At 65.6% G+C, this 24,068-nt stretch carries 27 protein-coding genes; 13 read left to right on the forward strand and 14 right to left on the reverse strand.

What is annotated here, in order from left to right; genetic code table 11:
- The first annotated feature begins 43 nt into the window (after positions 1-43).
- The 3 genes from R3D65_RS04830 (at position 44) to R3D65_RS04840 (ending at position 4,314) form a co-directional block, all read left to right on the forward strand.
- On the forward strand, positions 44-256 hold the full coding sequence (locus tag R3D65_RS04830; protein WP_371274100.1) for a hypothetical protein: 213 nt from the start codon (positions 44-46) through the stop codon (positions 254-256).
- 31 nt (positions 257-287) lie between these two features.
- Positions 288-1,553, forward strand: coding sequence for a diaminopimelate decarboxylase (lysA, locus tag R3D65_RS04835; RefSeq protein ID WP_371274101.1), 1,266 nt, complete (start codon positions 288-290; stop codon positions 1,551-1,553).
- 130 nt (positions 1,554-1,683) lie between these two features.
- Positions 1,684-4,314, forward strand: coding sequence for a TIGR02302 family protein (locus R3D65_RS04840; RefSeq protein WP_371274102.1), 2,631 nt, complete (start codon positions 1,684-1,686; stop codon positions 4,312-4,314).
- A gap of 42 nt (positions 4,315-4,356) precedes the next feature.
- Here R3D65_RS04840 and R3D65_RS04845 read toward each other — a convergent pair whose 3' ends face one another.
- Genes R3D65_RS04845 through R3D65_RS04855 form a run of 3 tightly spaced genes read right to left on the reverse strand, consistent with a single transcriptional unit; the run spans position 4,357 to position 5,902 of the window.
- Positions 4,357-4,722, reverse strand: a complete 366-nt coding sequence (locus R3D65_RS04845; protein ID WP_371274103.1) for a response regulator — start codon at positions 4,720-4,722, stop codon at positions 4,357-4,359.
- 8 nt (positions 4,723-4,730) lie between these two features.
- A complete protein-coding gene (hpt, locus tag R3D65_RS04850; RefSeq protein ID WP_371274361.1) occupies positions 4,731-5,273 on the reverse strand; it encodes a hypoxanthine phosphoribosyltransferase in 543 nt (180 codons plus the stop codon).
- On the reverse strand, positions 5,273-5,902 hold the full coding sequence (locus tag R3D65_RS04855; RefSeq protein ID WP_371274104.1) for a hypothetical protein: 630 nt from the start codon (positions 5,900-5,902) through the stop codon (positions 5,273-5,275). Before R3D65_RS04855 ends, hpt begins: the two co-directional genes overlap by 1 nt.
- Before the next feature lie 198 nt (positions 5,903-6,100).
- On the opposite strand from R3D65_RS04855, the gene ftsE reads away from it, so the two are divergent.
- The 4 genes from ftsE to R3D65_RS04875 all read left to right on the forward strand — a co-directional run bounded on the left by ftsE (position 6,101) and on the right by R3D65_RS04875 (position 9,469).
- Positions 6,101-6,760: a cell division ATP-binding protein FtsE gene (gene ftsE, locus R3D65_RS04860; RefSeq protein ID WP_371274105.1), complete on the forward strand. Its 660-nt coding sequence runs from the start codon at positions 6,101-6,103 to the stop codon at positions 6,758-6,760.
- The gene (locus tag R3D65_RS04865) at positions 6,753-7,796 is read left to right on the forward strand and encodes a cell division protein FtsX (protein ID WP_371274106.1); all 1,044 of its coding nucleotides are present in this window, start codon (positions 6,753-6,755) and stop codon (positions 7,794-7,796) included. The genes ftsE and R3D65_RS04865 overlap by 8 nt, the downstream gene beginning before the upstream one ends.
- 121 nt (positions 7,797-7,917) lie before the next feature.
- Positions 7,918-8,592, forward strand: a complete 675-nt coding sequence (locus R3D65_RS04870; protein WP_371274107.1) for a YdcF family protein — start codon at positions 7,918-7,920, stop codon at positions 8,590-8,592.
- A gap of 73 nt (positions 8,593-8,665) precedes the next feature.
- On the forward strand, positions 8,666-9,469 hold the full coding sequence (locus tag R3D65_RS04875; RefSeq protein ID WP_371274108.1) for a lysophospholipid acyltransferase family protein: 804 nt from the start codon (positions 8,666-8,668) through the stop codon (positions 9,467-9,469).
- 8 nt (positions 9,470-9,477) lie between these two features.
- On the opposite strand, the gene R3D65_RS04880 is transcribed toward R3D65_RS04875, so the two are convergent.
- Complete coding sequence (locus R3D65_RS04880; RefSeq protein WP_371274109.1) at positions 9,478-9,999, reverse strand: gamma-glutamylcyclotransferase; 522 nt, start codon at positions 9,997-9,999, stop codon at positions 9,478-9,480.
- A gap of 61 nt (positions 10,000-10,060) precedes the next feature.
- Between R3D65_RS04880 and R3D65_RS04885 the strand changes: the two genes are divergently transcribed.
- The gene (locus R3D65_RS04885; RefSeq protein WP_371274110.1) at positions 10,061-11,062 is read left to right on the forward strand and encodes a DUF2125 domain-containing protein; all 1,002 of its coding nucleotides are present in this window, start codon (positions 10,061-10,063) and stop codon (positions 11,060-11,062) included.
- A gap of 9 nt (positions 11,063-11,071) precedes the next feature.
- On the opposite strand, the gene R3D65_RS04890 is transcribed toward R3D65_RS04885, so the two are convergent.
- From R3D65_RS04890 to R3D65_RS04900, 3 genes are all read right to left on the reverse strand, one after another.
- The gene (locus R3D65_RS04890; protein ID WP_371274362.1) at positions 11,072-11,992 is read right to left on the reverse strand and encodes a prephenate/arogenate dehydrogenase family protein; all 921 of its coding nucleotides are present in this window, start codon (positions 11,990-11,992) and stop codon (positions 11,072-11,074) included.
- A gap of 43 nt (positions 11,993-12,035) precedes the next feature.
- Positions 12,036-13,148: a histidinol-phosphate transaminase gene (gene hisC, locus R3D65_RS04895; RefSeq protein WP_371274111.1), complete on the reverse strand. Its 1,113-nt coding sequence runs from the start codon at positions 13,146-13,148 to the stop codon at positions 12,036-12,038.
- Positions 13,149-13,240: 92 nt separating this feature from the next.
- Positions 13,241-14,008, reverse strand: coding sequence for a methyltransferase domain-containing protein (locus R3D65_RS04900; protein ID WP_371274363.1), 768 nt, complete (start codon positions 14,006-14,008; stop codon positions 13,241-13,243).
- Positions 14,009-14,112: 104 nt separating this feature from the next.
- Here R3D65_RS04900 and gloB point away from each other — a divergent pair, with 104 nt between their 5' ends.
- Entirely contained in the window at positions 14,113-14,880 is a 768-nt protein-coding gene (gloB, locus tag R3D65_RS04905) for a hydroxyacylglutathione hydrolase (RefSeq protein ID WP_371274112.1), read from the forward strand.
- A 3-nt stretch (positions 14,881-14,883) separates the two neighbouring features.
- Positions 14,884-15,339 carry a cupin domain-containing protein gene (locus tag R3D65_RS04910; protein WP_371274113.1) on the forward strand — a complete coding sequence of 152 codons (456 nt, stop codon included), beginning with the start codon at positions 14,884-14,886 and terminating at the stop codon, positions 15,337-15,339.
- On the opposite strand, the gene R3D65_RS04915 is transcribed toward R3D65_RS04910, so the two are convergent.
- The 3 genes from R3D65_RS04915 to R3D65_RS04925 are packed head-to-tail and all read right to left on the reverse strand — an operon-like array spanning position 15,322 to position 17,728.
- Positions 15,322-16,008 (reverse strand): lysoplasmalogenase family protein, encoded by a 687-nt coding sequence (locus R3D65_RS04915; RefSeq protein ID WP_371274114.1) that lies wholly within the window; start codon positions 16,006-16,008, stop codon positions 15,322-15,324. The two genes, R3D65_RS04910 and R3D65_RS04915, sit on opposite strands and share 18 nt — an antisense overlap.
- On the reverse strand, positions 16,005-16,895 hold the full coding sequence (locus R3D65_RS04920; RefSeq protein ID WP_371274115.1) for a DMT family transporter: 891 nt from the start codon (positions 16,893-16,895) through the stop codon (positions 16,005-16,007). Before R3D65_RS04920 ends, R3D65_RS04915 begins: the two co-directional genes overlap by 4 nt.
- Positions 16,896-16,942: 47 nt before the next feature.
- Entirely contained in the window at positions 16,943-17,728 is a 786-nt protein-coding gene (locus tag R3D65_RS04925; protein ID WP_371274116.1) for a DUF3108 domain-containing protein, read from the reverse strand.
- A 248-nt stretch (positions 17,729-17,976) separates the two neighbouring features.
- Between R3D65_RS04925 and rpmB the strand changes: the two genes are divergently transcribed.
- Positions 17,977-18,270 (forward strand): 50S ribosomal protein L28, encoded by a 294-nt coding sequence (gene rpmB / locus R3D65_RS04930; protein ID WP_371274117.1) that lies wholly within the window; start codon positions 17,977-17,979, stop codon positions 18,268-18,270.
- 103 nt (positions 18,271-18,373) lie between these two features.
- A complete protein-coding gene (locus R3D65_RS04935) occupies positions 18,374-19,000 on the forward strand; it encodes a queuosine precursor transporter (protein ID WP_371274118.1) in 627 nt (208 codons plus the stop codon).
- 6 nt (positions 19,001-19,006) lie between these two features.
- Here the strand turns inward: R3D65_RS04935 and R3D65_RS04940 are convergent, their stop codons facing one another.
- From R3D65_RS04940 to R3D65_RS04955, 4 genes are all read right to left on the reverse strand, one after another.
- Complete coding sequence (locus R3D65_RS04940; RefSeq protein WP_371274119.1) at positions 19,007-19,984, reverse strand: esterase-like activity of phytase family protein; 978 nt, start codon at positions 19,982-19,984, stop codon at positions 19,007-19,009.
- 17 nt (positions 19,985-20,001) lie between these two features.
- The gene (gene cobT / locus R3D65_RS04945) at positions 20,002-21,918 is read right to left on the reverse strand and encodes a cobaltochelatase subunit CobT (protein ID WP_371274120.1); all 1,917 of its coding nucleotides are present in this window, start codon (positions 21,916-21,918) and stop codon (positions 20,002-20,004) included.
- Positions 21,919-21,931: 13 nt separating this feature from the next.
- Positions 21,932-22,918: a cobaltochelatase subunit CobS gene (gene cobS / locus R3D65_RS04950; RefSeq protein WP_371274121.1), complete on the reverse strand. Its 987-nt coding sequence runs from the start codon at positions 22,916-22,918 to the stop codon at positions 21,932-21,934.
- A gap of 71 nt (positions 22,919-22,989) precedes the next feature.
- Positions 22,990-23,601: a J domain-containing protein gene (locus R3D65_RS04955; RefSeq protein WP_371274122.1), complete on the reverse strand. Its 612-nt coding sequence runs from the start codon at positions 23,599-23,601 to the stop codon at positions 22,990-22,992.
- Positions 23,602-23,761: 160 nt separating this feature from the next.
- Here R3D65_RS04955 and R3D65_RS04960 point away from each other — a divergent pair, with 160 nt between their 5' ends.
- Positions 23,762-24,064 (forward strand): BolA family protein, encoded by a 303-nt coding sequence (locus tag R3D65_RS04960; protein WP_371274123.1) that lies wholly within the window; start codon positions 23,762-23,764, stop codon positions 24,062-24,064.
- The last annotated feature ends 4 nt before the right edge of the window (positions 24,065-24,068 follow it).

The raw sequence follows: 24,068 nt of genomic DNA on the forward strand, positions 1-24,068 counted from the left end.
ACAATCGGCTATAGGACACCTCGATCACACGAACGGAAGAGCGATGACCGTCCTCAAGAAACCGCTGACCGCCGGGCTTTGCCTCATCATGATCGCCACCATGGCCTCTGCTTGCGGCCGCCGCGGCGCGCTGGACACGCCATACGAGGCGTCGGTGCGCGAGGCCAAGGAGACCCGCCAGGGCGGCCAGACAGCGCCCGCACCGGAGAAACCGGTGGCCGACAAGCCGTTCATTCTCGATCCGCTGATCGAGTGATCCTTTTTCAGGGACCCAGGACCTTACACCCGTGAACCACTTTCAATATCGCGACGGCGTGCTTTACGCCGAGGACGTGTCGGTGCCGGAGATCGCGCGCGCCGTCGGCACGCCGGTCTACATCTATTCCACGGCCACGCTGACCCGCCATTACCAGGTCTTCGCCAGGGCATTCGAGGGTCTCGATGCCATGGTCTGCTATGCCATGAAGGCCAATTCCAACCAGGCTGTCCTGAAGACGCTGGCAAACCTGGGCGCTGGCGCCGACGTGGTCTCCGAAGGCGAATTGCGCCGCGCGCTGGCCGCCGGCATTCCCGCCAGCCGCATTGTCTTTTCCGGCGTCGGCAAGACCGCCCGCGAAATGGACTTTGCCCTCGAAGCCGGCATCTGCTGCTTCAATGTCGAATCCGAACCGGAACTGCAACTGCTTTCGGCCCGCGCGGCCGCACTCGGCAGGCAGGCCCATGTTTCACTGCGCATCAACCCGGATGTCGATGCGAAGACGCACAGGAAGATTTCCACCGGCAAGGCCGAAAACAAGTTCGGCATTCCCTGGCAGCGCGCCCGCGCGGTCTATGCCGAGGCAGCCACCCTGCCCGGCATCCGGGTTTCGGGCATCGACATGCATATCGGCAGCCAGATCACCGAATTGCAGCCCTTCGACGATGCCTTCGCCCTGCTTACCGAACTCGTGCAGACCCTGCGCCAGGACGGCCACGAGATCGAGCATGTCGATCTGGGCGGCGGCCTCGGCATTCCCTACAAGGATGACAACAATCCGCCCCCCCTGCCGGAGCACTATGCCGAAGTGGTGCGCAAGCATGTCACGCAACTGGGCCTGAAGGCGATATTCGAGCCGGGACGTCTCATTGCAGGCAATGCGGGAATCCTGGTCACCGAGGTCGTCTACGTGAAGGAAGGCGACGCGAAGAATTTCGTCATCGTCGATGCCGGCATGAACGACCTGATTCGCCCGACGCTCTACGACGCCCATCACGAAATCTATCCCGTCGAGCAGAAGGCGGCCACCGCCTCGCGCATCACGGCGGATATTGTCGGCCCGGTCTGCGAAACCGGCGACTACATGGCCCATGACCGGGAAATGCCGCGCGTGTCCGCCGGAGACCTGCTCTCCATCGGATCCGCCGGGGCCTATGGCGCTGTCCAGGCCTCCACCTACAATTCGCGCCCGCTGGTTCCGGAAGTGCTGGTCAATGGCGACCGCTTCCACGTGGTCCGGCCGCGCCTGCCCCTGGACGCCCTGATCGGCCTCGATTCGGTGCCGGACTGGCTCTGATCCCGCAGGCAGGGGAAAAGGCAGGCCTTCACGTTTGCGTGCATCGGCCTCGCCTTTGGCGCAATTTCCGCTATCCTTGCGTTCCATGGATCGGCGGATGGCCCGCCGGCGCCGGCAGCGGAAGGACGGCATGGAGACCACAACCGGCCTCTTGGAACGCCTGAAACGCACGCGCTCGATCGTGCGTCTCGTCCTGATCGTCGAGCGCCTCTGGCCGCTTCTGCTTCCTCTCGCCATCCTGGCGGCCCTCTTTGCCGTGGTTTCCTGGTTCGGCCTCTTCCGTGTCATGCCGGATTGGGCGCGGCTTTCGCTCACCGGCGCGTTTGCCCTGGCAGCCGTGGCGTCCCTCTTCCCGCTGTCGCGCATGCGCTGGCCGCGCGGCGCCGAGATCGACCATCGGATCGAGCGCGCCAACGCCCTGTTGCACCGGCCTGTCACGACGCAGTCCGACCGGCTGGCCGCGGTCAGCCGCGACCCCTTCGCCGAAGCATTGTGGCGCGAACACCAGAAACGCCTGGCCGCCGGTCTCGACCGCTTGTCACCCGGCTCGCCGGCAACCGGCGTTCCGGCACGCGACCCTTGGGCGTTGCGCGCCATTCCGGCGCTGCTCCTGGCCGGTGCCTTCGCCTTTTCCCTCGGCCCCGGCGGCGGCACGCTCACCGATGCCTTTTCCGCCCGCGGCGGCGCTCCCGTCATCCCGCCGCGTGTCGATGCATGGGTTACGCCACCGGCCTATACCGGCCGCGCACCGGTCTTCCTCACCGCCGAAGCCAACCGTGCCGAGACCGCCTTCACCGTCCCGCAAGGGTCCACGGTGGTCGTTCGCGTGACAGGCGGATCCGGTGGCGAGGAACTGAGCTTTCAGCCGTCAGGTGAACCGGCGGCAAGCCCCGTTGCGCCGGACATGGCCACCCTCCCCGATCGCGCCTCCACGAATTCCTCCCCGGCCGGTGCGCGCCAGTTTTCCTTGACGCTTGAAGGCGATGGCAATCTCCGGCTGGCCACACAGGAAACGGCCGTCAATGACTGGCGTTTCACCGTCATCCCCGACCAGCCGCCGGAAATCGCGCTGGACGGCGACCCCAAGCGCGAGCCGAACGGCTCCTTCACCCTCACCTACACGGTGAAGGACGACTATGGCGCCCGGTCCGGCGAGACCCTGTTCGAATTGGCCGAGGACCGGGCGCCGGATGCCCGGCCGCTCTACGAGGCCCCGGAAATGCCGCTCTCCCTGCCGCGCGAGCGCGAGGGCGAGGCCCGGACCACCACCGTCATGGCCGAGCATCCGTGGGCAGGCGCAAGCGCGCGGATGCGGTTGAAGGTCACCGATGCAGCCGGCCAGGAAGGCATTTCCGAACCGCTTTCCATCACCATGCCGGAACGGGTCTTCACCAATCCGCTGGCGAAGGCTGTCATCGAGCAGCGGCGCATGCTGGCGCTCGACGCGAACCGTAAGCCACGTGTCCTGCTGCTCCTCGATTCCGTGACGCTGCGTCCGGAAGACACGTTTTCCAACATGTCCCATTATCTCGGGCTGATGGCGCTGCGCTCGCGCCTCGACATGGCAGAAACGGACGACGCCCTGCGCGAGACGGTCGACTACATGTGGGAACTGGCCGTCCAGATCGAGGATGGCGATCTGACCGACGCCGAGCGCCGCCTGCGTGATGCCCAGCAGGCGCTGCGCGAGGCACTGGAAAATGGCGCCAGCGACGAGGAGATCGAACGCCGCATCGCGGAACTGCGCGAAGCGCTCAACGAGTTCCTGCGCGAATTCGCCGAGCGCGCACAGCAGGATCCGAACATGGCACAGCAGATGCCGCAGGACATGCAGGAGATGAGCCAGTCCGACCTCGACCGCATGCTCCAGCAGATGGAGGATCTTGCCAAGTCCGGACAGCGCGAACAAGCCGAGCAATTGCTTTCCCAACTGGAAAACATGATGCGCAACCTGCAGGCCGGCCGCCAGCAGGACGGCCAGCAAGGCCAGCAGGGTCAGATGCGCGAGCAGATGAACCGGCTTGGCGAATTGATGCGCCGCCAGCAGGAAATGATGAACGAGACCTTCCGCCTGGATCAGATGCAGCGCGGCCAGCAGGGGCAGGAAGGCCAGCAGCGCCAGGGCCAGCGCGGGCAGCAGGGTCAGCAGGGTCAGCAAGGTGAACAGGGGCAACAGCAGGGCCGCATGGGGCGAGGCGGCCAGCAACCTGGCCAGGGACAAGGCGGCCAGCAGCCTGGCCAGGGATCAGGAATGACGTCCGAGGAACTGGCAGAGGCCCTGCGCGGCTTGCAGGAAGGCCAGGGGCAATTGCGCGGTGAACTGGGTCAATTGATGGAAGATCTGCGCGGCATGGGCATCGAACCCGGCGAAGGCTTTGGCGAGGCCGGGGAGCGGATGGGTCAGGCTGGCCGTGCGCTTGGCGATGCTGACGGCGAGCAGGCGGTCGGCCGGCAGGGCGAGGCGCTGGAAGCCCTGCGCCGGGGTGCCCAGGACATGATGAACCAGATGCAGCAGCAGGCACAGCAAAACGGTCAGGGTGGCTCGGAACCCGGCGGCAACAACCGGGCCGACGACCGCGATCCGCTCGGTCGGCCGCGCGCCACGACCGGACCGGATTTCGGCGATACCGTGAAAGTGCCCGATGAGATCGACGCGCAACGGGCCCGTGAAATCCTGGAAGCGATCCGCGAGCGGCTCGGCAATGCGCTGTCGCCGCAACTGGAAAAGGAATATCTCGAACGCCTGCTTGATCTGCAATGAGGCGCCGCATCGGCCGGCAACAGGCAGTGGAAAGGCTTGCGCTCAGGCGGCCAGCGCGCCGGCAACCGCCGTGCGGATTTCCGAGAGCGTGAAGGGCTTGGGCACCACATCGATGATGACCTGGCTCAGGTCCGATGCCCGCTCGCGCTGCTCGGCATAGCCGGTCATCAACAGGATCTTGAGGCCGGGAAAGTCGCGGGCCGCCGTCTTGGCCATTTCGATGCCGTCCATCACCGGCATGCGGATATCCGAAAGCACCAGATCGAAACCGCCGGGTTCGTCCGACAGGATGGAAAGGCCGATCTCCCCGTCCTCGGCGGTTTCCACCTCATGGCCGTCAACGCCAAGCGCCCGCGCCGTGAACGCGCGTACGGAATCGTCGTCTTCAACGAGCAGTATCCTGGCCATTCAGTCTCTCAAGCCTCGTCCTTGATAAATCCGACATAGGGAAGTTCGCGGAAGGCGTGCCCGGCATCCATGCCGTAGCCCACCACAAAATAGTCGGGACAGTCAAATCCCGTGAAATCGGCATCGATGTCATTGGTCCGGCGCATGCGCTTGTCGAGCAGCACCGCGATGGAAACGGAGCGCGCGCCGCGCGAGAGCATCAGGTCGCGCGTGTATTTCAGCGTCTTGCCCGATTCCAGGATGTCGTCGATCAGCAGGATGTCGCGCCCGGTGACGTCATTGTCGATGTCGCGCAACACCTTGATCTCGCCGCTGGTCCGCCCCGCGCCGTAGGATGAGATCATGATGAATTCCACCTCCGGCGCCACGCCGACATCATGCATGGCGCGGATCAGGTCTGCCGCGAAGATGAAGGACCCCTTCAGGACCGAAATCACGAGCAGGTCCTTCAGGTCGCGCTCGGCGATTTCCTTGGCCAGTTCCAGATTGCGCCTCGCGATGGTCGACGCGCTGTAAAGCACCTCGATCTGTTTGCCCCTGACCGTCTGCATCATCCGTCCCTTTTGCTGTCCAGGCGCACCGACACCCGGTCCACGCCCAGTCTAGGCGCTGCAACATGGCCGGAAAAGAGGTGGCTGCCGCCTGGCTCAAGGCCCGCGCGGCTTGTCCCCAGCTTGTATTGCGCGGTCGACCCGTCCTTGCCTCGGACCGAGACCAGGATTGCGGGCAGGCGCGCGGACTGTCCGCCGCGGTTCTCCACCCTGGTGTCGACCCGCAGCATGGTTTCCCCGCCCCGCACTTCCATGCGTGAATTGAGTTCGGCAATGAACAGGTCGGCACCGGCACCGCCGGTAAACAGCGCATGCCCGCCATTGATCCAGAATGCCGCGCCGGCGACGATGAACCCGGTGACCTTGAGCAGCCGTCCCGCAAGCGGTTCCGGCCGCCTGTCCCCATGCTCCGGCAGCCGGGCCGTGCGCAGCATGGCAAGGCCGTCCGACGCAGCCCGCACCGGCGCTCGAAGGGGTGCCGTTGCGGCAGGCTGACAACCCGTTTCCACCGTTTCATATCCGATGATCTCGGCATTTAACCGCAACGCATGCGCGCCGGCTGCGCCGCCGGCATGACCCGCGTCGAGGATTTCGCCATCCAGCGGCAGATGCCTGGTCCGGTCCTGCATCACTTGCGCTCGTCTTTCCACTGTCTCATGTGTTGTCGCGTCCCGGTCAAGAAATGGTTAACGCCTCCTCAAAACGGCCATGCTGGCACAGGATTCTTGACCCCTCCCGCAAGGGACCGTTAACCAAGACGAGGAAGTGATTTGCCCGGCGGCCCTTGCGTGCAGCCGCGGCATGGTCCGGCAAGGGGAACCAGCGGCGTGATCCGTTTCGAGAACGTGGGCTTGAGATATGGCATGGGGCCGGAGATCATTCGCGATGTCTCCTTCCAGTTGCCGGAGCGTTCGTTCCAGTTCCTGACCGGCCCCTCCGGTGCCGGCAAGACCACGCTGCTTCGCCTTCTGTTCATGTCGCTGAAGCCCACGCGCGGCCTCATCACGGTCTTCGGCAAAGACCGCGCCCGCATCACGCGCGCCGAACTGCCGCATCTGCGCCGCCGGATCGGCGTGGTCTTCCAGGATTTCCACCTGCTCGACCACATGACCACGTGGGAGAACGTGGCGCTGCCCCTGCGCATCCGCGGGCGCGAGGAAGCGACCTATCGCAACGACGTCACTGAACTGCTCAAATGGGTGGGTCTCGGCGATCGCATGCATGTCCTGCCACCGGTCCTTTCGGGCGGTGAGAAACAGCGCGCGGCCATAGCGCGCGCCCTCATCGAACAGCCGGAAATCCTGCTCGCCGACGAACCGACCGGCAATGTCGATCCGCCCATGGCGCGGCGTCTGCTGCGCCTGTTCATCGAATTGAACCGCTCGGGAACCGCGGTGCTCATCGCCACGCACGACCTTTCCCTGATGAACCAGGTCGATGCCCGTCGGATGATCCTCTCGGACGGGAGGCTGGACATCTATGACTGACAAGGCGAAAGCGGCGATCCGCCCCGGCCGCGTCTCGGGCAAGCCGTCCGGCGCGGCAACCCGCCTGCCGAAATTGCCGGACCTGCCGGGCCGCGCCATTCCACGGGTTCTCAATGGCACGGCCCGCCGGCCCACGCCCATCGTCCCTTCGGGCAATGTAGCCGGCCGCGCGCTGGTCTTCGTCATCGCGATCATGACCTTCCTGTCCTGCCTGACGCTGGGCGCCGTCACCCTGGTGCGTGACACGGCCGCAGGCTGGCAGAGCCAGATCGCCCGCGAGGCGACGATCCAGATCCGGCCCTCCGAAACCCTCGACATGGAAGCGGCACTGGCGCAGGCCGCGGCAATTGCAGGCGGTTTCGAGGGTGTCCGTTCAACCGAAGTGCTGGACCCGGACGCAACCGCACGGCTGCTGGAGCCATGGCTCGGCAGCGGTCTCGACATCGAGGAACTGCCCGTTCCCCGCCTCGTCATCGTCACCATCGACGAAACGGACCCGCCGGACTTTGCCGCCATGCGCACGGCACTGACCGGCGCCATTGCCAACCTTTCGCTCGACGATCACCGGACCTGGGTCGACCGCCTGGTTTCCATGGCCCGCACCACGGTCACCATCGGCGTGGCGGTCCTTGTGCTGATGCTGTCCGCGACGATCCTGACCGTGGTGTTCGCCACGCGCGGCGCCATGGCCGGCAATGGCCATATCATCGAGGTCCTGCATTTCGTCGGCGCTGAAGGCCGCTTCATCGCGGTGGAGTTCCGCCGCCATTTCCTCGCTGTCGGCATGAAGGGCGCGGCCATTGGCGGCATTCTCGCCGTCGCCGTCTTTCTTCTCGGGTCGTGGTGGTCGGCCAGCAATCTCGCCACGCCCGAGGCCGATCAGGCCGCCGCGCTTTTCGGCACGTTCGGCATAGGCCTTGCCGGCTATCTCGGCGTTATCGCCGTCGTCATCCTCATTGCCCTGCTGACGGCCCTGACCACGCATTACACCGTGCTGACCTTTCTGAGCGATCTCGACACAACGGGAGAAGAGTGAAACGCGGCCCAGGACGAGCGCGGCGGGAATGCCGCAATTGCCGTTTTTCCGGCTATTCAATGCCGCAATTGCCATGTATCGGAATGCCATGAACGCGAACGAGGAACCCGCAGGAACGGCAGTGACCGCGTCGACACAGGGACAGGCGGACCGTCCCGCGGCGATCCGCCGTCTGCGCCGCCTCTGGCGGTACGGGTTCCTGGGCACGCTTGTGCTTCTTGCCGCTTTTGTTGCCGGGTTTGCCTTTTTCGCCGATACGGTCGGCCGCATGGCGCCGCCTCCTGGCATAAGCCGGGCCGACGGGATCATCGTGTTGACCGGCGGCTATCACCGCATCGACACCGCCGTGGCCCTTCTGGAAAACGGACAGGGCAAGCGCCTGCTGATATCCGGCGTGAATCCCGTGACGAGCCGTGGCACGCTGCGCCAGGCCACCGGCGCGCAGACCGATGTGTTCAATTGCTGCATCGACATCGACATCGAGGCGCTCGACACGATCGGCAATGCCGCCGAGAGTGCCAAATGGCTGACCCGCAACGGATACAAGAGCGTCATTCTCGTCACAAACAATTATCACATGCCGCGTTCGATCATGGAGCTCAAGCGCACGGCGGGCAATGTCGATATCGTGCCATGGCCGGTGGTCAACACGCCCATGGATGACGGCCGCTGGATGATGAAACCGGCGGCGCTGCGCGTCTTGTTCACCGAATATGCCAAATATGTCGCCGCGCTGGCACGCGGTCTTCTGCCTGCCCCCGAGCAGGGGCCGACGATCAGCGCGGCGGCCCGTTGACCCTTCGCCTTTGCCTTTCATGCCGCATCGTGTAAGCCGGTTGGCTGTGCTCACAGACCGGTTCCGATAGTCCATGATCCTCCTGCGCTCGCTCCTGTTCAACGCCGCGTTCTACATCGCGACCTTCGTCCAGATGGTCGTCTACACGCCCTTCTATTTCCTCGCCCCGCGCCGCGCCGCCTGGTGGGTGCCGAAGTCGTGGGCGCGCGTGAACATGTGGCTGCTGCACCGGATCGGTGGCGTGAAGTCGGTCATCACCGGCCAGGAAAACCTGCCGGCGGGCGGCTATATCATCGCTCCCAAGCACCAGTCCGCCTGGGACACATTCGCCTTCCTGCCCTGGATCCCGGATGCGCTCTACATCCTCAAGCGCGAGCTGATGTGGATTCCGCTCTTCGGCTGGTACGTCGCCAAGATGCGCATGATCCCGATCGACCGCGGCAAACGCTCCGTCGCGCTCAAGAAGGCGGTCAGGGAAGCCCGCGCCAGGATGGCCGACGGCCGCCAGCTCATCATCTACCCGGAGGGAACGCGCAGGCCGCCGGGCGCGGAGCCGGCCTACAAATACGGCATCGTGGAGCTCTACGTGCAGCTCAATGTGCCGGTGGTTCCGGTCGCCCACAGTGCCGGCCTGTTCTGGCCACGGCGCAAGATGCTGCGCTATCCCGGCACGATCCATGCGCGATTCCTGCCCCCCATCCCCGCAGGCCTGCCGCGCGAGGAATTCCAGGCGCGCTTGCAGGCCGAAACGGAAGCGGCCTGCGATGCCTATCTGGTCGAAGCGGCCACCGGTCCCAACCCGCCGCCCATGCCGGCCACGGCCATCCGCCGGCTGGAGGAACTGGGCGTGGACACCGCCGGCCTGCCGCGCCGCTGACAGGACATTCAGCGGTGGTGCATGTGATGGGCCACGGCTTCCAGCCAGCGGTCGCGAATACCCATCTGGCGCAGATGCTCCACCGTGTTCGCGACATATTCCTCGTTCGGCCCCGATTGCCCATGCGCGCCGGAAACATGGCGCGCGGCTTCCTCAACACCCATCCGCCCGGCATATTGCCGGTGATGCTGGTCCACCACATAGCCCAGCGCCGGCACACGCCGCCCGTCGTCGAGCGCGATATTGAGCCAGCGCTCGCGATAGACATGGGTGACCAGTTCGCGTTCGCGCAGATAGTTGATCGTTTCGGCCCGACGGGAATCGCAGACGCGGAAGGCGACGCCAATGCAGGAGCCGCCCTTGTCGAGGCCCAGCACGAGGCCCGGCCGCTGTTCCGTTCCACGATGCACGAAGGAGCGCACGCAAAGCGCCCGGCGAAAGCCGAAAAGATGGGCCCGGTGGCGCTCCAGATGATCGAAACCCGGCCGCCACATCAGCGAGCCGTAGCCGAAAACCCAAAAATCGCCCATACCGGCGTCAGTGCCCGGCGCGCCGGAATCCGATTGCGATAGTGAAAGGCTGTTCTCAACCATGTCCCGACCGGTCAGTTCCCCTCCGCGCAATGCGCGCCGTTTCCTCTGGCTTGCCCTGGCCATTGTCGCAGCCATCACGCTCTACACGGCCGGCTGGTTCTATATCGCCGGCCGGCTGGAAGAGCAAACCGCCCATGCGATCAGCCGACAGGCCGAACGCGGCGTGGAAACCGAATGCGCCGGCGCACGGGCGCACGGCTACCCCTTCCGCATCGGCCTGTTCTGCGATGCCACGGCATGGCGGCGCCCCGGACAGGGCATCGCCATCGAAGCCGGCGCCCTGCGCAGCGCCGCGCAAGTCTACGCGCCAGGTCACATTGTCGCGGAAGTGGACGGGCCGGCCGAAATCGACCTGCCGGGCGTCGTTCCGCTCTCGGCAGACTGGGAAAGCCTGCAGGCCAGCATCCGCGCCAGCAAGCCCCTGCCCTTGCGCGCCTCTGTTCAGATCAGGGACGCGCGCCTCTCCGTCCGCTCGGCCCACGCGCCGGTGGTCGCCACGGCCGGCGATGTCCAGGCGCATATGCGCACCGTCCAGGGCTCCATCGACCTGGCCGCCACGCTGACCGGCCTTGACCTGCCTGCCGGAATGACGAACGGCGAGGCCCTGCCCCCGCTGGCGCTTTCAGGCGATGCCACCATCCGCGACGGCGCGCTTCACCTAGCGGCGGGCAAACGCTCCCTGCGCGGGATCGAAGGCACGCTGCGCGACCTCTCGCTCGATATCGGCGGCTCGGCGGGCGCGCGCCTGACCGGCCCGTTTAGCGTGGATCGCGAGGGCCGGCTGAACGGCGACTTCACCGTCACGCTGCGCAATCCGGCCGAACTCGCCGCCCTGGCGAAACGGCTCTATCCGGGCGAGGAAAAGACGATCGACACAGCACTCTCCGCGCTGACGGCCCTTGGCGGCGCGAATGGCAGCCCGGCGATACCCGTTCGCGTGAGCGATGGCGTCCCCACCCTGGGCTTCGTCCGTTTGCAGCCGCTGCCGCGCCTGCCCTGACCGGATGGCTCAGGCCTTGTGGGCGTGATCGGCGTGGCGGCCGAAATCCGGCTCCGCCGTGTCCTGCCCCGCCTCGATGATGGAGCGGCGGATGGCGCGCGTGCGCGTGAACAGGTCGAACAGCTTGTCCCCGTCGCCCCAGCGAATGGCCCGTTGCAGCGCTGACAGGTCTTCGGAAAAACGCGCCAGCATTTCCAGGATCGCGTCCTTGTTGTGCAGGCAGACGTCGCGCCACATCGTCGGATCGGATGCGGCCAGGCGCGTGAAGTCACGGAAACCGGAGGCGGAATACTTGATGACCTCGGACTTGGTCACCGTCTCGAGATCGTCCGCCGTTCCCACGATATTGTAGGCGATGATGTGCGGCAGGTGCGAGACGATGGCCAGCACGCGGTCATGGTGGTCGGCATCCATCGTGTCGACGCGCGAGCCGCATGCCTCCCAGAAGGCGCCCAGCCGGGCAATCACCGTTTCATCCGTGCCTTCCGGCGGCGTCAGGATGCACCAGCGCCCCTCGAACAGCTCGGCAAAGCCTGCGTCCGGGCCGGAGCGCTCGGTACCGGCTATCGGGTGGCCCGGCACCAGATGGACGCCGGCAGGCACATGCGGCGTCATCTGCTCGATGACGGTGCGCTTCGTCGAACCGACATCGGTGAGGATGGCGCCCGGTTCCAGCGTCCCGGCAATGGCCGCGGCCACCGCGCCGGACGCGCCGACCGGAACCGACACGATGACGAGATCGGCGCCACGCACGGCTTCCGCCGCATCGGCTTCATACCGGTCGCCAAGCGAAAGTTCCTCCGCCCGCTTCAGCGTCTGCGCGCTGCGGCTGGAAACCACCACCTCGCCGGCCAGCCCCTCGCGGCGTATCACATGCGCCAGCGACGAGCCGATCAGCCCGATGCCGATCAGCGCGATGCGCGCGAACATCGGCGCGCGCGCCGCCACCTTGCCGTTGTTGCCGGCCACGATCCTATCCTTTCAGGAAATCCGTCAGCGCGGCGATCACGCCCTCATTGGCTTCGGCCGTGCCGATGCTCATGCGCAGCGCATTGGGAAAGCCGTAGCCGGTCACCCGGCGCAACACATAACCGCGCGCGCACAGGAAGGCATCGGCCGCCTCCGCCGTATGCACCGGATCATTCTCCGGAAAATGGACCAGCACGAAATTGCCGACCGACGGCGTGACGCGCAGACCAAGCCCGGTCAAGGCCTCCGTCAGCCGCGCCAGCCATTCATCATTGTGGGAAACGGCCTGCTCGATGAAACCGCGGTCGCGGATCGCCGCCGCCCCGGCCCGGATGGCCAGCGCATTGACATTGAACGGACCGCGCACCCGGTTGATCGCATCGCAGATATGAGCCGGCGCATACATCCAGCCGATGCGCAGCCCCGCAAGACCGTAGATCTTGGAAAAGGTGCGCGTCATGACCGTATTGTCATTGTTGGCCACCAGTTCCATGCCGGCTTCGTAGTCGTTGCGCCGCACGTATTCCGCATAGGCCGCGTCGAGGACCAGCAGCACATGGGCCGGCAGCGAGGCGCGCAGGCGCTTGACGTCCTCATAGGGGACATAGGTGCCGGTCGGATTGTTGGGGTTGGCGAGGAAAACCACCTTGGTGCGCTCCGTGACGCAGGCAAGGATGGCGTCGACATCCGCCGTCTCGTCCTTTTCCGCCGCCACCACCGGTGTCGCCCCATTGGCGAGGATCTGGATGCGGTAGACGAGGAAACCATGCTCGGTATAGATCGCCTCGTCGCCTTCGCCCAGGTAGACATGGGCCAGCAGCCCGAGCAATTCGTCGGAACCGTTGGAACAGACGATATTGGCGGGGTTCAGGCCATGCACCTCGGCGATGGCCTGGCGCAATTCCTCTGACTGGCCGTCGGGATAGATTTCCAGCCGCGACAGCGCGCCTTCCATGGCCTCGCGCACCTTGGGCGAACAACCCAGCGGCGTCTCGTTGGAAGAGAGCTTGTAGACCTTCTCAACGCCATGCACGGTCTCGCGGCCGGGCACATAGGCGGCAATGTCCATGACACCGGGATTGGGCACGGGACGGTTCGGATCGGCTCTCTTGTCCATGAAGGAAACCCCTGGATGAAAAGTGGCATGGCCGCGAAAGCGCGGCCACGCGCCGACATACAGGCCGCAAGGCAAAATGTCGAGGCGGTCGGCTATGCTCCTGCCTCGCGGGCATCGCGATTGCACCCCGGCACCCGCGAGGCCGCCTGCGGCGCCAGCACCGGCACGAAGACGCGGCGCGAGGCGCGCTGCGCGACCGGGCGTCCCTGGTAGAGCCGTTTCTGCGCCTCCACCACCAGGACCCCGGCAAAGACCGGCCAGAATCGCCGGCCCGCCTGTTCCAGCGTCGGCGCGGCGCGGATCAGCCAGCGCTTGCGCAGCGGCGGGAAGAAGAGCGCATCGGCAAAGGCGCCGGGCGTGAAATTCGCATCGCGCAGCAACATGGTCACTTGCCCGCGCGAGAACGGCCGCCCGGACCCGAATGGCGTATGCTCGAACCGCGCCCAGACGCCGCGCCGGTTAGGCACCACCACGATCAGCCGCCCACCGGGCGCCAGCACCCGCCAGGCCTCCGTCAGCGTCTCGCGCGGGCTTTCCGAATGCTCCAGCAGATGCACCATCAGCAGCCGGTCGATGGAACTGTCGGGCAGCGGCAATTCCTCATCGAAGACGAGCGCCGCCGCGCCCGGCCCCTCCGGCGGCCAGTTCACCGCGCCCTGCCCGGCCGGCATGAACGCGAAGGTGCGCTCGGTGTCCGGCGCGAACCGGTCCAGCCAGGGCAGCGGATAGCCGAGCCCGACCAGCCGCTCATTGGCCAGCGGCTGCCAGACGGCGGTCAGCGCGCGGGCAATCGAGCGCTCGGCCAGACGGCCCAGCGTGGACGCGTAAAAGGTTCGCAAGTCGACGATATCGCCATACATGGGCCGGACGGTAAGCGCGCAATCGTCCGAGCGCAACCGCCCTTGCCGGGTGACATGGCGCCGCGCCTCCAATAGGCTTCGCGGCGAAACGAGGGAGACAGTCCATGCCATTGCAGATCGAACAGTTCATGTGCCGCAGCGACAATTTCGGCGTCCTCGTGCACGACCCGGAAACCGGCAGCACCGCCGCCATCGACGCACCGCAGGAAGGCCCCATCCGCGAACGCCTCGACGAAAAGGGCTGGCAGTTGACGCATATCCTCGTCACCCATCATCACGGCGACCATGTCGAGGCCATAGCACCGCTGAAAGCCGCCTTCGGCTGCGAAGTGACGGGTCCGGCCGAAGAAGCCGGAAAAATCGATGGACTGGACCGCCTCGTCGGCGGCGGCGACCGCTTCGACTGGGCCGGTCATCCGGTCGAGGTGATCGCCACGCCGGGCCATACCGCCGGCCATATCTGCTATCATTTCCCGCAGGACAAGGTAGTCTTTACCGCCGATACCCTGTTCGCCATGGGGTGTGGCCGCCTGTTCGAGCGAGGGCCGGAGGAAATGTTCGCTTCCCTGTCGAAGCTGGCCGCCCTGCCGCCCGAAACGGTGGTCTATTGTGGCCATGAATACACGCTGGCCAATGCACGCTTCGCCGTGACGGTCGATCCGGAAAACCCGGCGCTGGCGGCCCGCCTGAAGGAAGTCGAGGCCCTGCGTGCCGAAAACAGGCCCACCTTGCCGACCACGATCGGCCGGGAACTGGAGACCAATCCCTTCCTGCGCTGGGGCGACCCGGCGATCCGCGCACATCTGGGCATGACGGACGCAGCCGACTGGGAAGTGCTTGCCGAAGTGCGCAAGCGCAAGGACAAGGCCTGAGGCATGGTATCCCCGACCGGTCCCGACCTGACGCCGGAAACCATCCGCACGGCCTTTGCGATGCAGCGCCATCCCGAAGGTGGATGGTATGTCGAAACCTTCCGCGACACGGACGGCGGCCCGCGCGGCCATTCCACCGCCATTCTCTACCTTCTTGAAGCCGGCGAACGCTCGCACTGGCACCGCGTCACGGATGCTGCCGAAATCTGGCACTGGCATGCCGGCGCGCCGCTGGAGCTGGGGCTGTCCGCCGATGGCAGGATGACAGCGAGGCAGGTGCTTGGCATGGACGTGGCGGCCGGCCAGCGCCCGCAGGTCGTTGTCCCTGCCAATTGCTGGCAATCCGCGCGCAGCCTCGGGCATTGGACGCTCGTCGGCTGCACCGTGGCCCCGGGCTTCCTCTTCGAACGCTTCGAGATGGCGCCGCCGGGCTGGGCTCCGTCAGGTGAGCGCGACTAGGAACGCGGCCTGCGCCGCAAAATAGCTGGACCAGACGAAAAGATGCGCGCTCCGCTGGCGCAGATCGTTCTCCGCCATGATAAAACGCTCCACGGCAAGCACCGAATCCGAGGCGACGAACAGAAGCGCACCGGCGATGACGCCAGGTGGCTGAAACAGGAACGCCGCCGCCGCCATGGCGACAATGGCCATGACATAGACCGCAACCGGCACGCGCATCGGCGCAGCCAGCGCCGGCATCAGCCGCCGCGCCAGGAACAGCGCCCACAGCCCCACCGCCCCGATGAGCGCAAAGGCCGCCCAGCGCGGCAGCAGCACAATCGGAAGCGCCGATTGCGATGCCGGATCGTGCAGCGCGAACAGCGCCGTGAAGATGAGATGCGCGGCCAGGAAAGCGCCAAGGCCGGCCATGAAGGAGCGGTCGTCATGGTGTGCGAGGAAAAAATCGCCGAGCGCGGAAAGCGCCAGCCCCGCCACCAGCAGCCAGGGGCCGCCGGCATGATAGGCGATCAGCGCCAGCAGCGCGGTAGAAAGCGTTTTGGCCGCCGTGCGCCGCCAGGAGACCGGTTGCGGCAGCATCACCGCATAGAGAATGGCGGCGATGACGGAAAGCAGCAGCAGCCCGTTTTCCGTGGCGCCAAGGCCGCCAGGCCAGGGAAGGAGGGTCACGACGGGGCCTCGCCCGCCGGAGAGCGTCCGGATGTCAGCATCGGCCAGGCGGCAAGGACGGCGCCGCCGGTGATCAGCAGGCAGGCCGCCAGCACGATCACCGTCGCGTCGGCAAAGCCGGCGGCGATCAGCACCAGCGTGGACAGCAGCGGCGCGCCATAGCTCGATGCGCCGAGCACCTGGATATTGCCCTGTTTGACGCCATGATCCCAGAAGTAGAAGGCAGCCCCCACGGGCCCCAGTCCGAGCCCCACCACCGCCAGCCATTGCAGCATGGTGTCAGGCCACACGGTCTCCTCCAGCATCAGGTGACAGCCAAGCGCCAGAAGGGCGGTCGCCGCGCAGAAACCCGTCACCGCATCGCTCGGCACACTGGCAAAACGCCGCGACAGCAGCGAATAGCCCGACCACACGAATGCCCCGGCAAAGGCCATGGCATAGCCGAAGCCGAAGGCGGGATCGAAGGTGAAGCCGTTGCCCTTGGTGACGATCAGCGCCGTGCCGGCCAGCCCCATCAGCGTGCCGATGACGTGGTGGACACGCAGCCGCTCACCCGGCATCAGCGCCGAACCGGCCACGATGAACAGCGGCCAGAGATAGGCGATCAGGCTGGCATCCACGGCCGGCGCGTTCCTGAGCGCGGTGAAGTACAAGAAGTGATAACCGAACAGCCCGGCCACACCCACCATCCAGGCGCGCGGCTCCACCTTCAGCGCCGAAAGCGGCTTTCCGCGCACATGCAGCGCGCCCAGCCCCACCAGCGCGCCGACGGCAAAGCTCATCGCGGCAAGCTGGAACGGCGGCACCGCGCCCGATGCATCGGTGAACAGCGCCAGCAGCGCCCATAGCACCACGGCAAGAAATCCGATGAAAGTCGCGCGTCCCACATGTCTCTCCCGGCCGGCAGCCGGTCATGGAGACCCGGTCCGGTCCGTCACTCCGCCGGCCCGAAACGGGTCGCGGAAATCCTCAACCGCCCGATCATGGTCGGCACCGACGCCTTAACCGGCGCATAGATGTCTGTCGAGCCTCTGCGCGCGAAGGTGACCGTGATATCGTCATTGTCGCGCAGGAACTCGATCGCCTTCTTGCCTTTCCTGTAGCCCGCCACCGGAATGAACCTGGCCTTGCACGTCACCGCCGGCCCGCGATAGCCGCTGACATCCACTTGCTCCGGCTTCGGATCGGACAGGACGATATCCATGCGCATCCGGCCATCGAACACGCGCAAACTGCGCTGGCAGACCGCCTGCGGGCTTGCCGCACGCACGATCCCCGCCGTCATCGGGTCGCTGACTGCCTTCAGGTGCTCCGCCGTCACCGGCACGAGGCGCTCGCCACGCGGTGGCTTGGGGATCAGCCGCGTGGCAACCACATCGCTGTTCCTGAAGGTCAGTTCCGTCGACCGTTTCCGGTCGCCCGAAACATAGCTCATGGCATAGGTTTCAGGCGCCAGCCCGTCGCCGGTGAGCCGCCCCTCGACGCGCGACTGCGCAACCGTGCTGTCGAACAGGCGCGCCAGGCCCGCGCTGCGCACCGTCCCCTCTACGGTGAAGCGGTCGCCCTGTACGCTGCTTTCGAAATGCGATACGCCAAGCGGCAGGCCAAGCAGCGAAAACGCGTATTCGGTGACGAAGGTTTGCCCCGCATCCAGCGCATCGGCCCCGGCGGGCATGACGGCGAGGGCGGCTGCGAGTGCGGCGGTTGACAATCGGATCATCACATTCGGTCTCTTTGGCAATGGCGTCCCTTCCGCTTTCCTGAACGCCGATTCCGGCGAAGTTGTGGTCCACCCCGCCGCACGCCACGGCTGCGCCGGGCATTTGCGGCTTGACGCCACCGGCCATTGTCACTATTGAACGCGGGATTTTTCCACGAGGTCAGCCTTGGGACAAGACGCGGTTCATGCGAACCGTCGTGGCGTTCTGCCGGTTTGGCCGCGAAAGACACGAACCAAAAGGTGATCCAATGTCCCGTGCTTGCGAACTGACCGGCAAGGCTGTCCTGACCGGTAACAATGTCAGCCATGCCAACAACAAGACCCGCCGCCGCTTCCTGCCCAACCTGGTGCAGGTGACGCTGATTTCGGAAGCCCTCGGGCAGAGCTACCGCCTGCGCATTTCCGCTGCTGCCCTGCGCAGCGTGGAGCATCGCGGCGGCCTGGATGCCTTCCTCATGAAGGCCGCTTCCAACGACCTCTCGCAGCGCGCCCGCGTGCTGAAGAAGCAGATTGCAAAGAAGATGGCCGAGCAGGCCGCCTGATCCCTTTTCGCAACGGCCCGGCAGGTCTTGGCGCCTGCCGGTTCCCGCTCCCTTCGCCGCCGGGTTCGCCCGGCAAGCTGGTGGCATCACCCAGGATAAAAAAATGCGTATGACAATACGTTCCCTTCTGCCTTTCGTGGCAGCCATGGCGGCTGTCGTTGCCGTCTCGAATGTCCTCGTCCAGTATCCGTTCGCCCATTTCGGCCTTGGCGAGATCCTGACATGGGGCGCTTTCACCTATCCGGTCGCCTTTCTCGTCAACGATCTGACCAACCGCCGCTTCGGCGTCGCCGCTGCCCGCAGGGTGGTGCTGGCCGGTTTCGTGCTCGCTGTCGCGCTGTCGGTCTGGCTGGCCACGCCGCGCATCGCCATTGCATCCGGCTCGGCTTTCCTCGTCGCTCAATTGCTCGATACCGCGGTTTTCGACCGGCTGCGCCGCATGGCATGGTGGCGTGCGCCACTCGTCTCCACCCTGCTCGGCTCGGCCATCGACACGGTGATCTTCTTCGGCATCGCATTCGCCGCCCCGTTCGCTTTCATCGACGCATCGTTCGGCATGGAAGACGGCTCGCTGGCCTTTCCCGTTGCCTTCATGGGCACGGAGGTGCCGCTCTGGGTCTCGCTTGCCCTGGGCGACTTCTGCGTCAAGATCGCGGTCGGCGTGGTCATGCTTGCACCCTATGGCGCCTTGCTTGCCCGCCTGAAGCCGGTTTCGCCGGAAGCCGCCTGACCGGCTTCACTCGGCAATGATGAATTCCAGGTAGAGCGTGCGCTGCAAAAGCGACTTGTTGTCGTCGGAAACCAGCGACAGGCGCAGCGTCCCGTCACCGGCACGCCAGACATCCATGCCTTCCATGTTGTCGATCTGGTAATCCATGCCGCCGGAAAACAGGATCTCGCCGTCGAGCAGCGCGCCGGCGCCGATCCTGTCGCCCGGCACCCGCCGGATCTGCATCCCCACGCCGGTTCCCAGCGAATAGCGCCGTTCCAGAAGCAGCATGTCACCGCCAGGCAGGAACGCGCAGTCGGTCACATCGAAGACGCCGGATTTCGCCACCGTGAAGATGCCGCGCCTAGGCCCCTCCAGCACGGCTCCGAAAATGTTGCCCTTGCGGTCGAGGCTCTTTTCCGTGACAGCCACCCGCGCGCCGCCAAGCGGGCCGCCTTCAGGCGAATGGGCCACGCATTCGAAACCCCGATTGGTGCGCAATTCGTGACCGGGAACAATGAAATCCACGGTGCCGCCGGCCCCGCCGGGCCGCCCGTCCACCAGGCGGTATTCGGCGATTCGGTGATAGCGCTCAAAGCCCACCGTCGCCGTCCCGCCGCGCAGCGACAGGCTTTCGGCATCGGCTTCATACTTGCTTTCCAGTGGCAAGCCTTCCGGACCCAGGATCTCGCTCATCCATCCGCCGGATATGCCGGTCGGCACGCCCGCCTCGTTGCGCGCGATGGTGCCTCCGAACCAGAAACCATTGTCGGAGACGGAGAGGAAACGGGAACCGGCCTCAAGAAAGCGGAATGCCGAAAGCGACCCGAAATGCCATTGGCTGGAGGAAAGCGACAGCCCGCCGACAAAGGTCAGCGGTCCGAAACGGCGCGCGTCAGACCCGATCTGGAAGGAGGAAAGCGGATTGGCGGTGATCGGGGCATCCATGGCGCCGGCTGGCGCCGCGCCCGATCCGGACAGCGCCAGCAGGGCGGCAAGCCCCAAGATGGCGGACCTGCGCCTCATCCCGCCCGGCGCATGCCTCGGCCGCCACCGCGGCCACGCTCACGCCCGCCCTGTTCCTCGAACAGCGCGGCAAGCTGCTCCGTCATCGCCCCCGCCAGTTCCTCCGCATCGACGATGGTTACCGCGCGGCGATAGTAGCGCGTCACATCATGCCCGATGCCGATGGCCAGCAGTTCCACCGGCGACCTGGTCTCGATCAGGTCGATCACGGCCCGCAGGTGCTTTTCCAGGTAATTGCCAGGATTGACCGAAAGCGTGGAATCGTCCACCGGCGCGCCATCCGAGATCATCATCAGGATCTTGCGCTGTTCGGGCCGCCCGAGCAGGCGCTTGTGCGCCCAGAGCAGCGCCTCGCCGTCGATGTTTTCCTTCAGCAGGCCCTCGCGCATCATCAGGCCGAGATTGTTGCGCGCCCGCCGCCAGGGCGAATCGGCGGACTTGTAGACGATGTGGCGCAGGTCGTTGAGGCGCCCCGGATTGGCCGGCTTGCCGTCCTTGAGCCATTTTTCCCGCGATTGTCCGCCCTTCCACGCCCGTGTCGTGAAACCGAGAATTTCCACCGAGACGCCGCACCGCTCCAGCGTGCGGGCCAGGATATCGGCACAGGTCGCAGCCACCGTGATCGGCCGGCCGCGCATCGAGCCGGAATTGTCGAGCACCAGCGTCACCACCGTGTCGCGGAAATTGGTGTCGCGCTCGCGCTTGAAGGACAGCGAGGCGAATGTGCCCTTCATCTCGTCGATGACGACACGCGGCAGCCGCGCCGGGTCGAGATACCCCTCTTCGAGGTCGAAATCCCACGACCGGTTCTGCTGCGCCATCAGGCGGCGTTGCAGCCGGTTGGCCAGCCGCCCGACCACGCCTTGCAGGTTGGACAATTGCTTGTCGAGATAGGCGCGCAGCCGTTCCAGTTCCTCCGCGTCGCACAATTCATCGGCGCCCACCATCTCGTCGAACTCGGTCGTGAAGACCTTGTAGTCGAGTTCGGCGGTCATCTGCGTGAAGGGGTCGTCCTTGCGCTGCGCTTCGCCGGGCGTCTCGGCCTCGTTGTCGTCCTCGGCGAAATCGTCGGCCGTCGCGTCCGCGCTTTCCATCTCGCCGGCCTGCTGTTCCTCGTCCGAGGCCTGTTCCTCTTCAGATTGCGAAGGCTCGCTGCCGTCGCTTTCCTCCTGGCCGTCCTCGCCCTGGTCCTGCGGCTCCTGCTCCTGTTCCTCGCTCTCCTCGCTTTCTTCCTGCTGGTCCTCGTCCTGGTATTCGTCCGACATGTTCATGCTGACGAGCATGTCACGCACGGCACGGGCGAAAGCCTGCTGGTCGTCGAGCCTGGCAAGAAGATCGTCGAGATTGCCGCCGGCCTTGCTTTCGATCCAGTCGCGCCAGAGGTCGACGAGATTTTCGGCGGAGGGCGGCACCGGCTGACCGGTCAGCCGTTCACGCACCATCATGGCGACCGCTTCCTCCAGCGGCGCCTCCTCACGCGAGGTGACCGCGGCCAGGTTCGAACGCTGGTACTTGTCCTCCAGCATGGTTGCGATATTGGCGGCCACCCCCGACATGCGGTTGGAGCCGATGGCCTCGCAGCGCGCCTGCTCCACGGCGTCATAGATGGCGCGCGCCTGCCGTCCGTCCGGCGCCATGCGCATGTGGATGCGTCCGTCGTGGCAGGCCTTGCGCAGCGCCATGGAATCGCCCGTGCCGCGCGTGATGGCGACATCCGCCGCGCTTGGGCGCTTGGGCAGGTCGGGCAGGCGTGCCGCCTTGCCTGTCAGCGACGGCTTGTCCTTGGAAAAGGAGACTTCCAGCTCGTTGTCACCGGCAAGCGCGCGCACCGTCGCCGTGATCGAACGGCGGAAAGCCTCGCTCTCGGCCTGCTGCTGTTTGCGCGCGCGCTGGTTGTCTCCTGGTCCCGCCATGACGATGCCGCGCTCAGCTCAGCGTGATGTTGGCCGCGCTCTCGGGCAGTTCGGCATTGAAGCAGCGCTGATAGAACTCGGCCACGATGGGCCGTTCCAGTTCGTCGCACTTGTTGAGGAAGGTCAGGCGCAGCGCCATGCCCACATCCTTGAAGATGTCGGCGTTTTCGGCCCAGGTGATGACCGTGCGCGGGCTCATGACGGTCGACAGGTCGCCATTGATGAAGGCGGCGCGCGTCATTCCGGCCAGCCGCACCATCCGGTCCACGATGTCGCGGCCCTGCTCGTTGCGGTAGTGATGCGCCTTGGCAAGCACGATCTCCACCTCCTTGTCATGCGGCAGGTAGTTCAGCGTCGTGACGATGGACCAGCGGTCCATCTGCGCCTGGTTGATCTGCTGGGTGCCGTGATAGAGGCCGGTCGTATCGCCCAGGCCGATCGTGTTGGCGGTGGCAAAAAGGCGGAAAGCCGGATGCGGGCGAATCACGCGGCTCTGGTCGAGCAGCGTCAAGCGGCCGGACGATTCCAGCACGCGCTGGATGACGAACATCACGTCCGGGCGCCCGGCATCGTATTCGTCGAAGACCAGCGCCACGTTGTGCTGATAGGCCCAGGGCAGGATGCCGTCACGGAATTCCGTGACCTGCTTGCCTTCCTTGATGACGATGGCGTCCTTGCCGACCAGGTCGATACGGCTGACATGGCTGTCGAGGTTGACGCGTACGCAGGGCCAGTTGAGTCGTGCGGCGACCTGCTCGATATGGGTCGACTTGCCGGTGCCGTGATAGCCGGAAACCATGACGCGGCGGTTGTAGGCAAAGCCTGCCAGGATGGCCAGCGTGGTCTGCTTGTCGAAGAGATAGTCCGGATCGACATCCGGCACATTGGGGTCCGGCGCGGAGAAGGCCGGTACGACCATCCCGGAATCGAAGCCGAATGTTTCCTTCACCGGCACGGTCGTGTCGGGGAGATTGGCGATGTCGCGATCGACCTTGTTCATCATGCCTCCAACGACGTGCAAGCCGGATTTCTCCGGTTTGCCCGCCGGTCAAATATACGGTTCAGTGCGGCTTAGCAGAAACCGGCTTGCTTGAGCAATCGGTAAGCCTGAATGACGTTGCGGAAGCGCTCCTCGGAGCCGCGGTCGCCGCCATTGGCGTCCGGGTGATGCTGCTTCACCAGCTCCTTGTAGCGTGTCTTGATGTCCTTTCCGGTGGCCTTGGCATCCAGCCCCAGGGTTTCGAAGGCCTTGGCCTCCAGCGGTTTGAGCCGCCGCTGCCGGGTCATGTCGGGGCGGTTTGCATTCTGTCCGAACAGGCCGTGCGGATCGCGCAGCCGCGACCGCGAGGCCGCAGAGCCGGAGCGCGCGTCGCTGGAAGTCCAGGTCTGGCTGTTGGTTCCCAGCTTCCATGTCGGGCGGTGGCCGGTCAGCGCTTCCTTCTGGTAGCGCGCCACTTCCGAATCCGACAGCCCGGAGAAATAATTGTAACCCTTGTTGTATTGGCGCACATGATCGACGCAGAAGTGGAAATACTCGCCTTCCGCCATGCGACCCACCGGCGCGCGGTGCGTGCCGGCTGCCTCGCAGCCATCCCACTGGCACGAGGGCGCGGCGGCCTTGGCCTCGGCCTGCGGGTCCGGCCGAACCCGGATACGCTCGAAATATTTCGAATAGGGCTTCATCGTGCGGCTGTTGCGGTTGCTCTGTTGCGGGCGCTTCGTTGCGAACGCATGATTATGGGCGCTTCGGCAGGGGATACAAGAATTGACAAGACGGGAATTATCTCTGTCAAAGGGCCGATTCACCCCGCGACTGCGCAGAATATGGGAAAGGCACGCCATCATGTCCATGGATGAAAGGATCAGGAACAAGCTGACCGAGGCATTTTCGCCGGACCATCTGGAAGTCCTCAATGAAAGCCGCCTGCATGCCGGCCACCATCAGACCGGCCGTCCGGACGATGAACGCTTTTCCGGCGAAGGCGAGACCCATTACCGCATCCGCATCGCCGCTTCAGCCTTTGCCGGCATGAGCCGGCTGGACCGCCACCGCGCCGTCAACGCCGTCCTTGCGGACGAACTGGCTGCCACGGTGCATGCGCTGGCGGTCGAGGCGCGCGCACCCGGCGAACCGGCGCGGCGCTGAAGGC

Source organism: Zhengella sp., from assembly GCF_041397485.1.
In the GTDB taxonomy this organism is placed as follows: domain Bacteria; phylum Pseudomonadota; class Alphaproteobacteria; order Rhizobiales; family Rhizobiaceae; genus Zhengella.

Coding starts and splice junctions, on each gene's coding strand:
- R3D65_RS04830 (WP_371274100.1), top strand. CDS start 44: ATGACCGTCCTCAAGAAACCGCTGACCGCCGGGCTTTGCCTCATCATG.
- R3D65_RS04840 (WP_371274102.1), top strand. CDS start 1,684: ATGGAGACCACAACCGGCCTCTTGGAACGCCTGAAACGCACGCGCTCG.
- R3D65_RS04845 (WP_371274103.1), bottom strand. CDS start 4,722: ATGGCCAGGATACTGCTCGTTGAAGACGACGATTCCGTACGCGCGTTC.
- hpt (WP_371274361.1), bottom strand. CDS start 5,273: ATGCAGACGGTCAGGGGCAAACAGATCGAGGTGCTTTACAGCGCGTCG.
- R3D65_RS04855 (WP_371274104.1), bottom strand. CDS start 5,902: ATGCAGGACCGGACCAGGCATCTGCCGCTGGATGGCGAAATCCTCGAC.
- R3D65_RS04865 (WP_371274106.1), top strand. CDS start 6,753: ATGACTGACAAGGCGAAAGCGGCGATCCGCCCCGGCCGCGTCTCGGGC.
- R3D65_RS04875 (WP_371274108.1), top strand. CDS start 8,666: ATGATCCTCCTGCGCTCGCTCCTGTTCAACGCCGCGTTCTACATCGCG.
- R3D65_RS04880 (WP_371274109.1), bottom strand. CDS start 9,999: ATGGGCGATTTTTGGGTTTTCGGCTACGGCTCGCTGATGTGGCGGCCG.
- R3D65_RS04885 (WP_371274110.1), top strand. CDS start 10,061: ATGTCCCGACCGGTCAGTTCCCCTCCGCGCAATGCGCGCCGTTTCCTC.
- R3D65_RS04890 (WP_371274362.1), bottom strand. CDS start 11,992: ATGTTCGCGCGCATCGCGCTGATCGGCATCGGGCTGATCGGCTCGTCG.
- hisC (WP_371274111.1), bottom strand. CDS start 13,148: ATGGACAAGAGAGCCGATCCGAACCGTCCCGTGCCCAATCCCGGTGTC.
- R3D65_RS04900 (WP_371274363.1), bottom strand. CDS start 14,008: ATGTATGGCGATATCGTCGACTTGCGAACCTTTTACGCGTCCACGCTG.
- gloB (WP_371274112.1), top strand. CDS start 14,113: ATGCCATTGCAGATCGAACAGTTCATGTGCCGCAGCGACAATTTCGGC.
- R3D65_RS04910 (WP_371274113.1), top strand. CDS start 14,884: ATGGTATCCCCGACCGGTCCCGACCTGACGCCGGAAACCATCCGCACG.
- R3D65_RS04925 (WP_371274116.1), bottom strand. CDS start 17,728: ATGATCCGATTGTCAACCGCCGCACTCGCAGCCGCCCTCGCCGTCATG.
- rpmB (WP_371274117.1), top strand. CDS start 17,977: ATGTCCCGTGCTTGCGAACTGACCGGCAAGGCTGTCCTGACCGGTAAC.
- R3D65_RS04935 (WP_371274118.1), top strand. CDS start 18,374: ATGCGTATGACAATACGTTCCCTTCTGCCTTTCGTGGCAGCCATGGCG.
- cobT (WP_371274120.1), bottom strand. CDS start 21,918: ATGGCGGGACCAGGAGACAACCAGCGCGCGCGCAAACAGCAGCAGGCC.
- cobS (WP_371274121.1), bottom strand. CDS start 22,918: ATGAACAAGGTCGATCGCGACATCGCCAATCTCCCCGACACGACCGTG.
- R3D65_RS04955 (WP_371274122.1), bottom strand. CDS start 23,601: ATGAAGCCCTATTCGAAATATTTCGAGCGTATCCGGGTTCGGCCGGAC.
- R3D65_RS04960 (WP_371274123.1), top strand. CDS start 23,762: ATGTCCATGGATGAAAGGATCAGGAACAAGCTGACCGAGGCATTTTCG.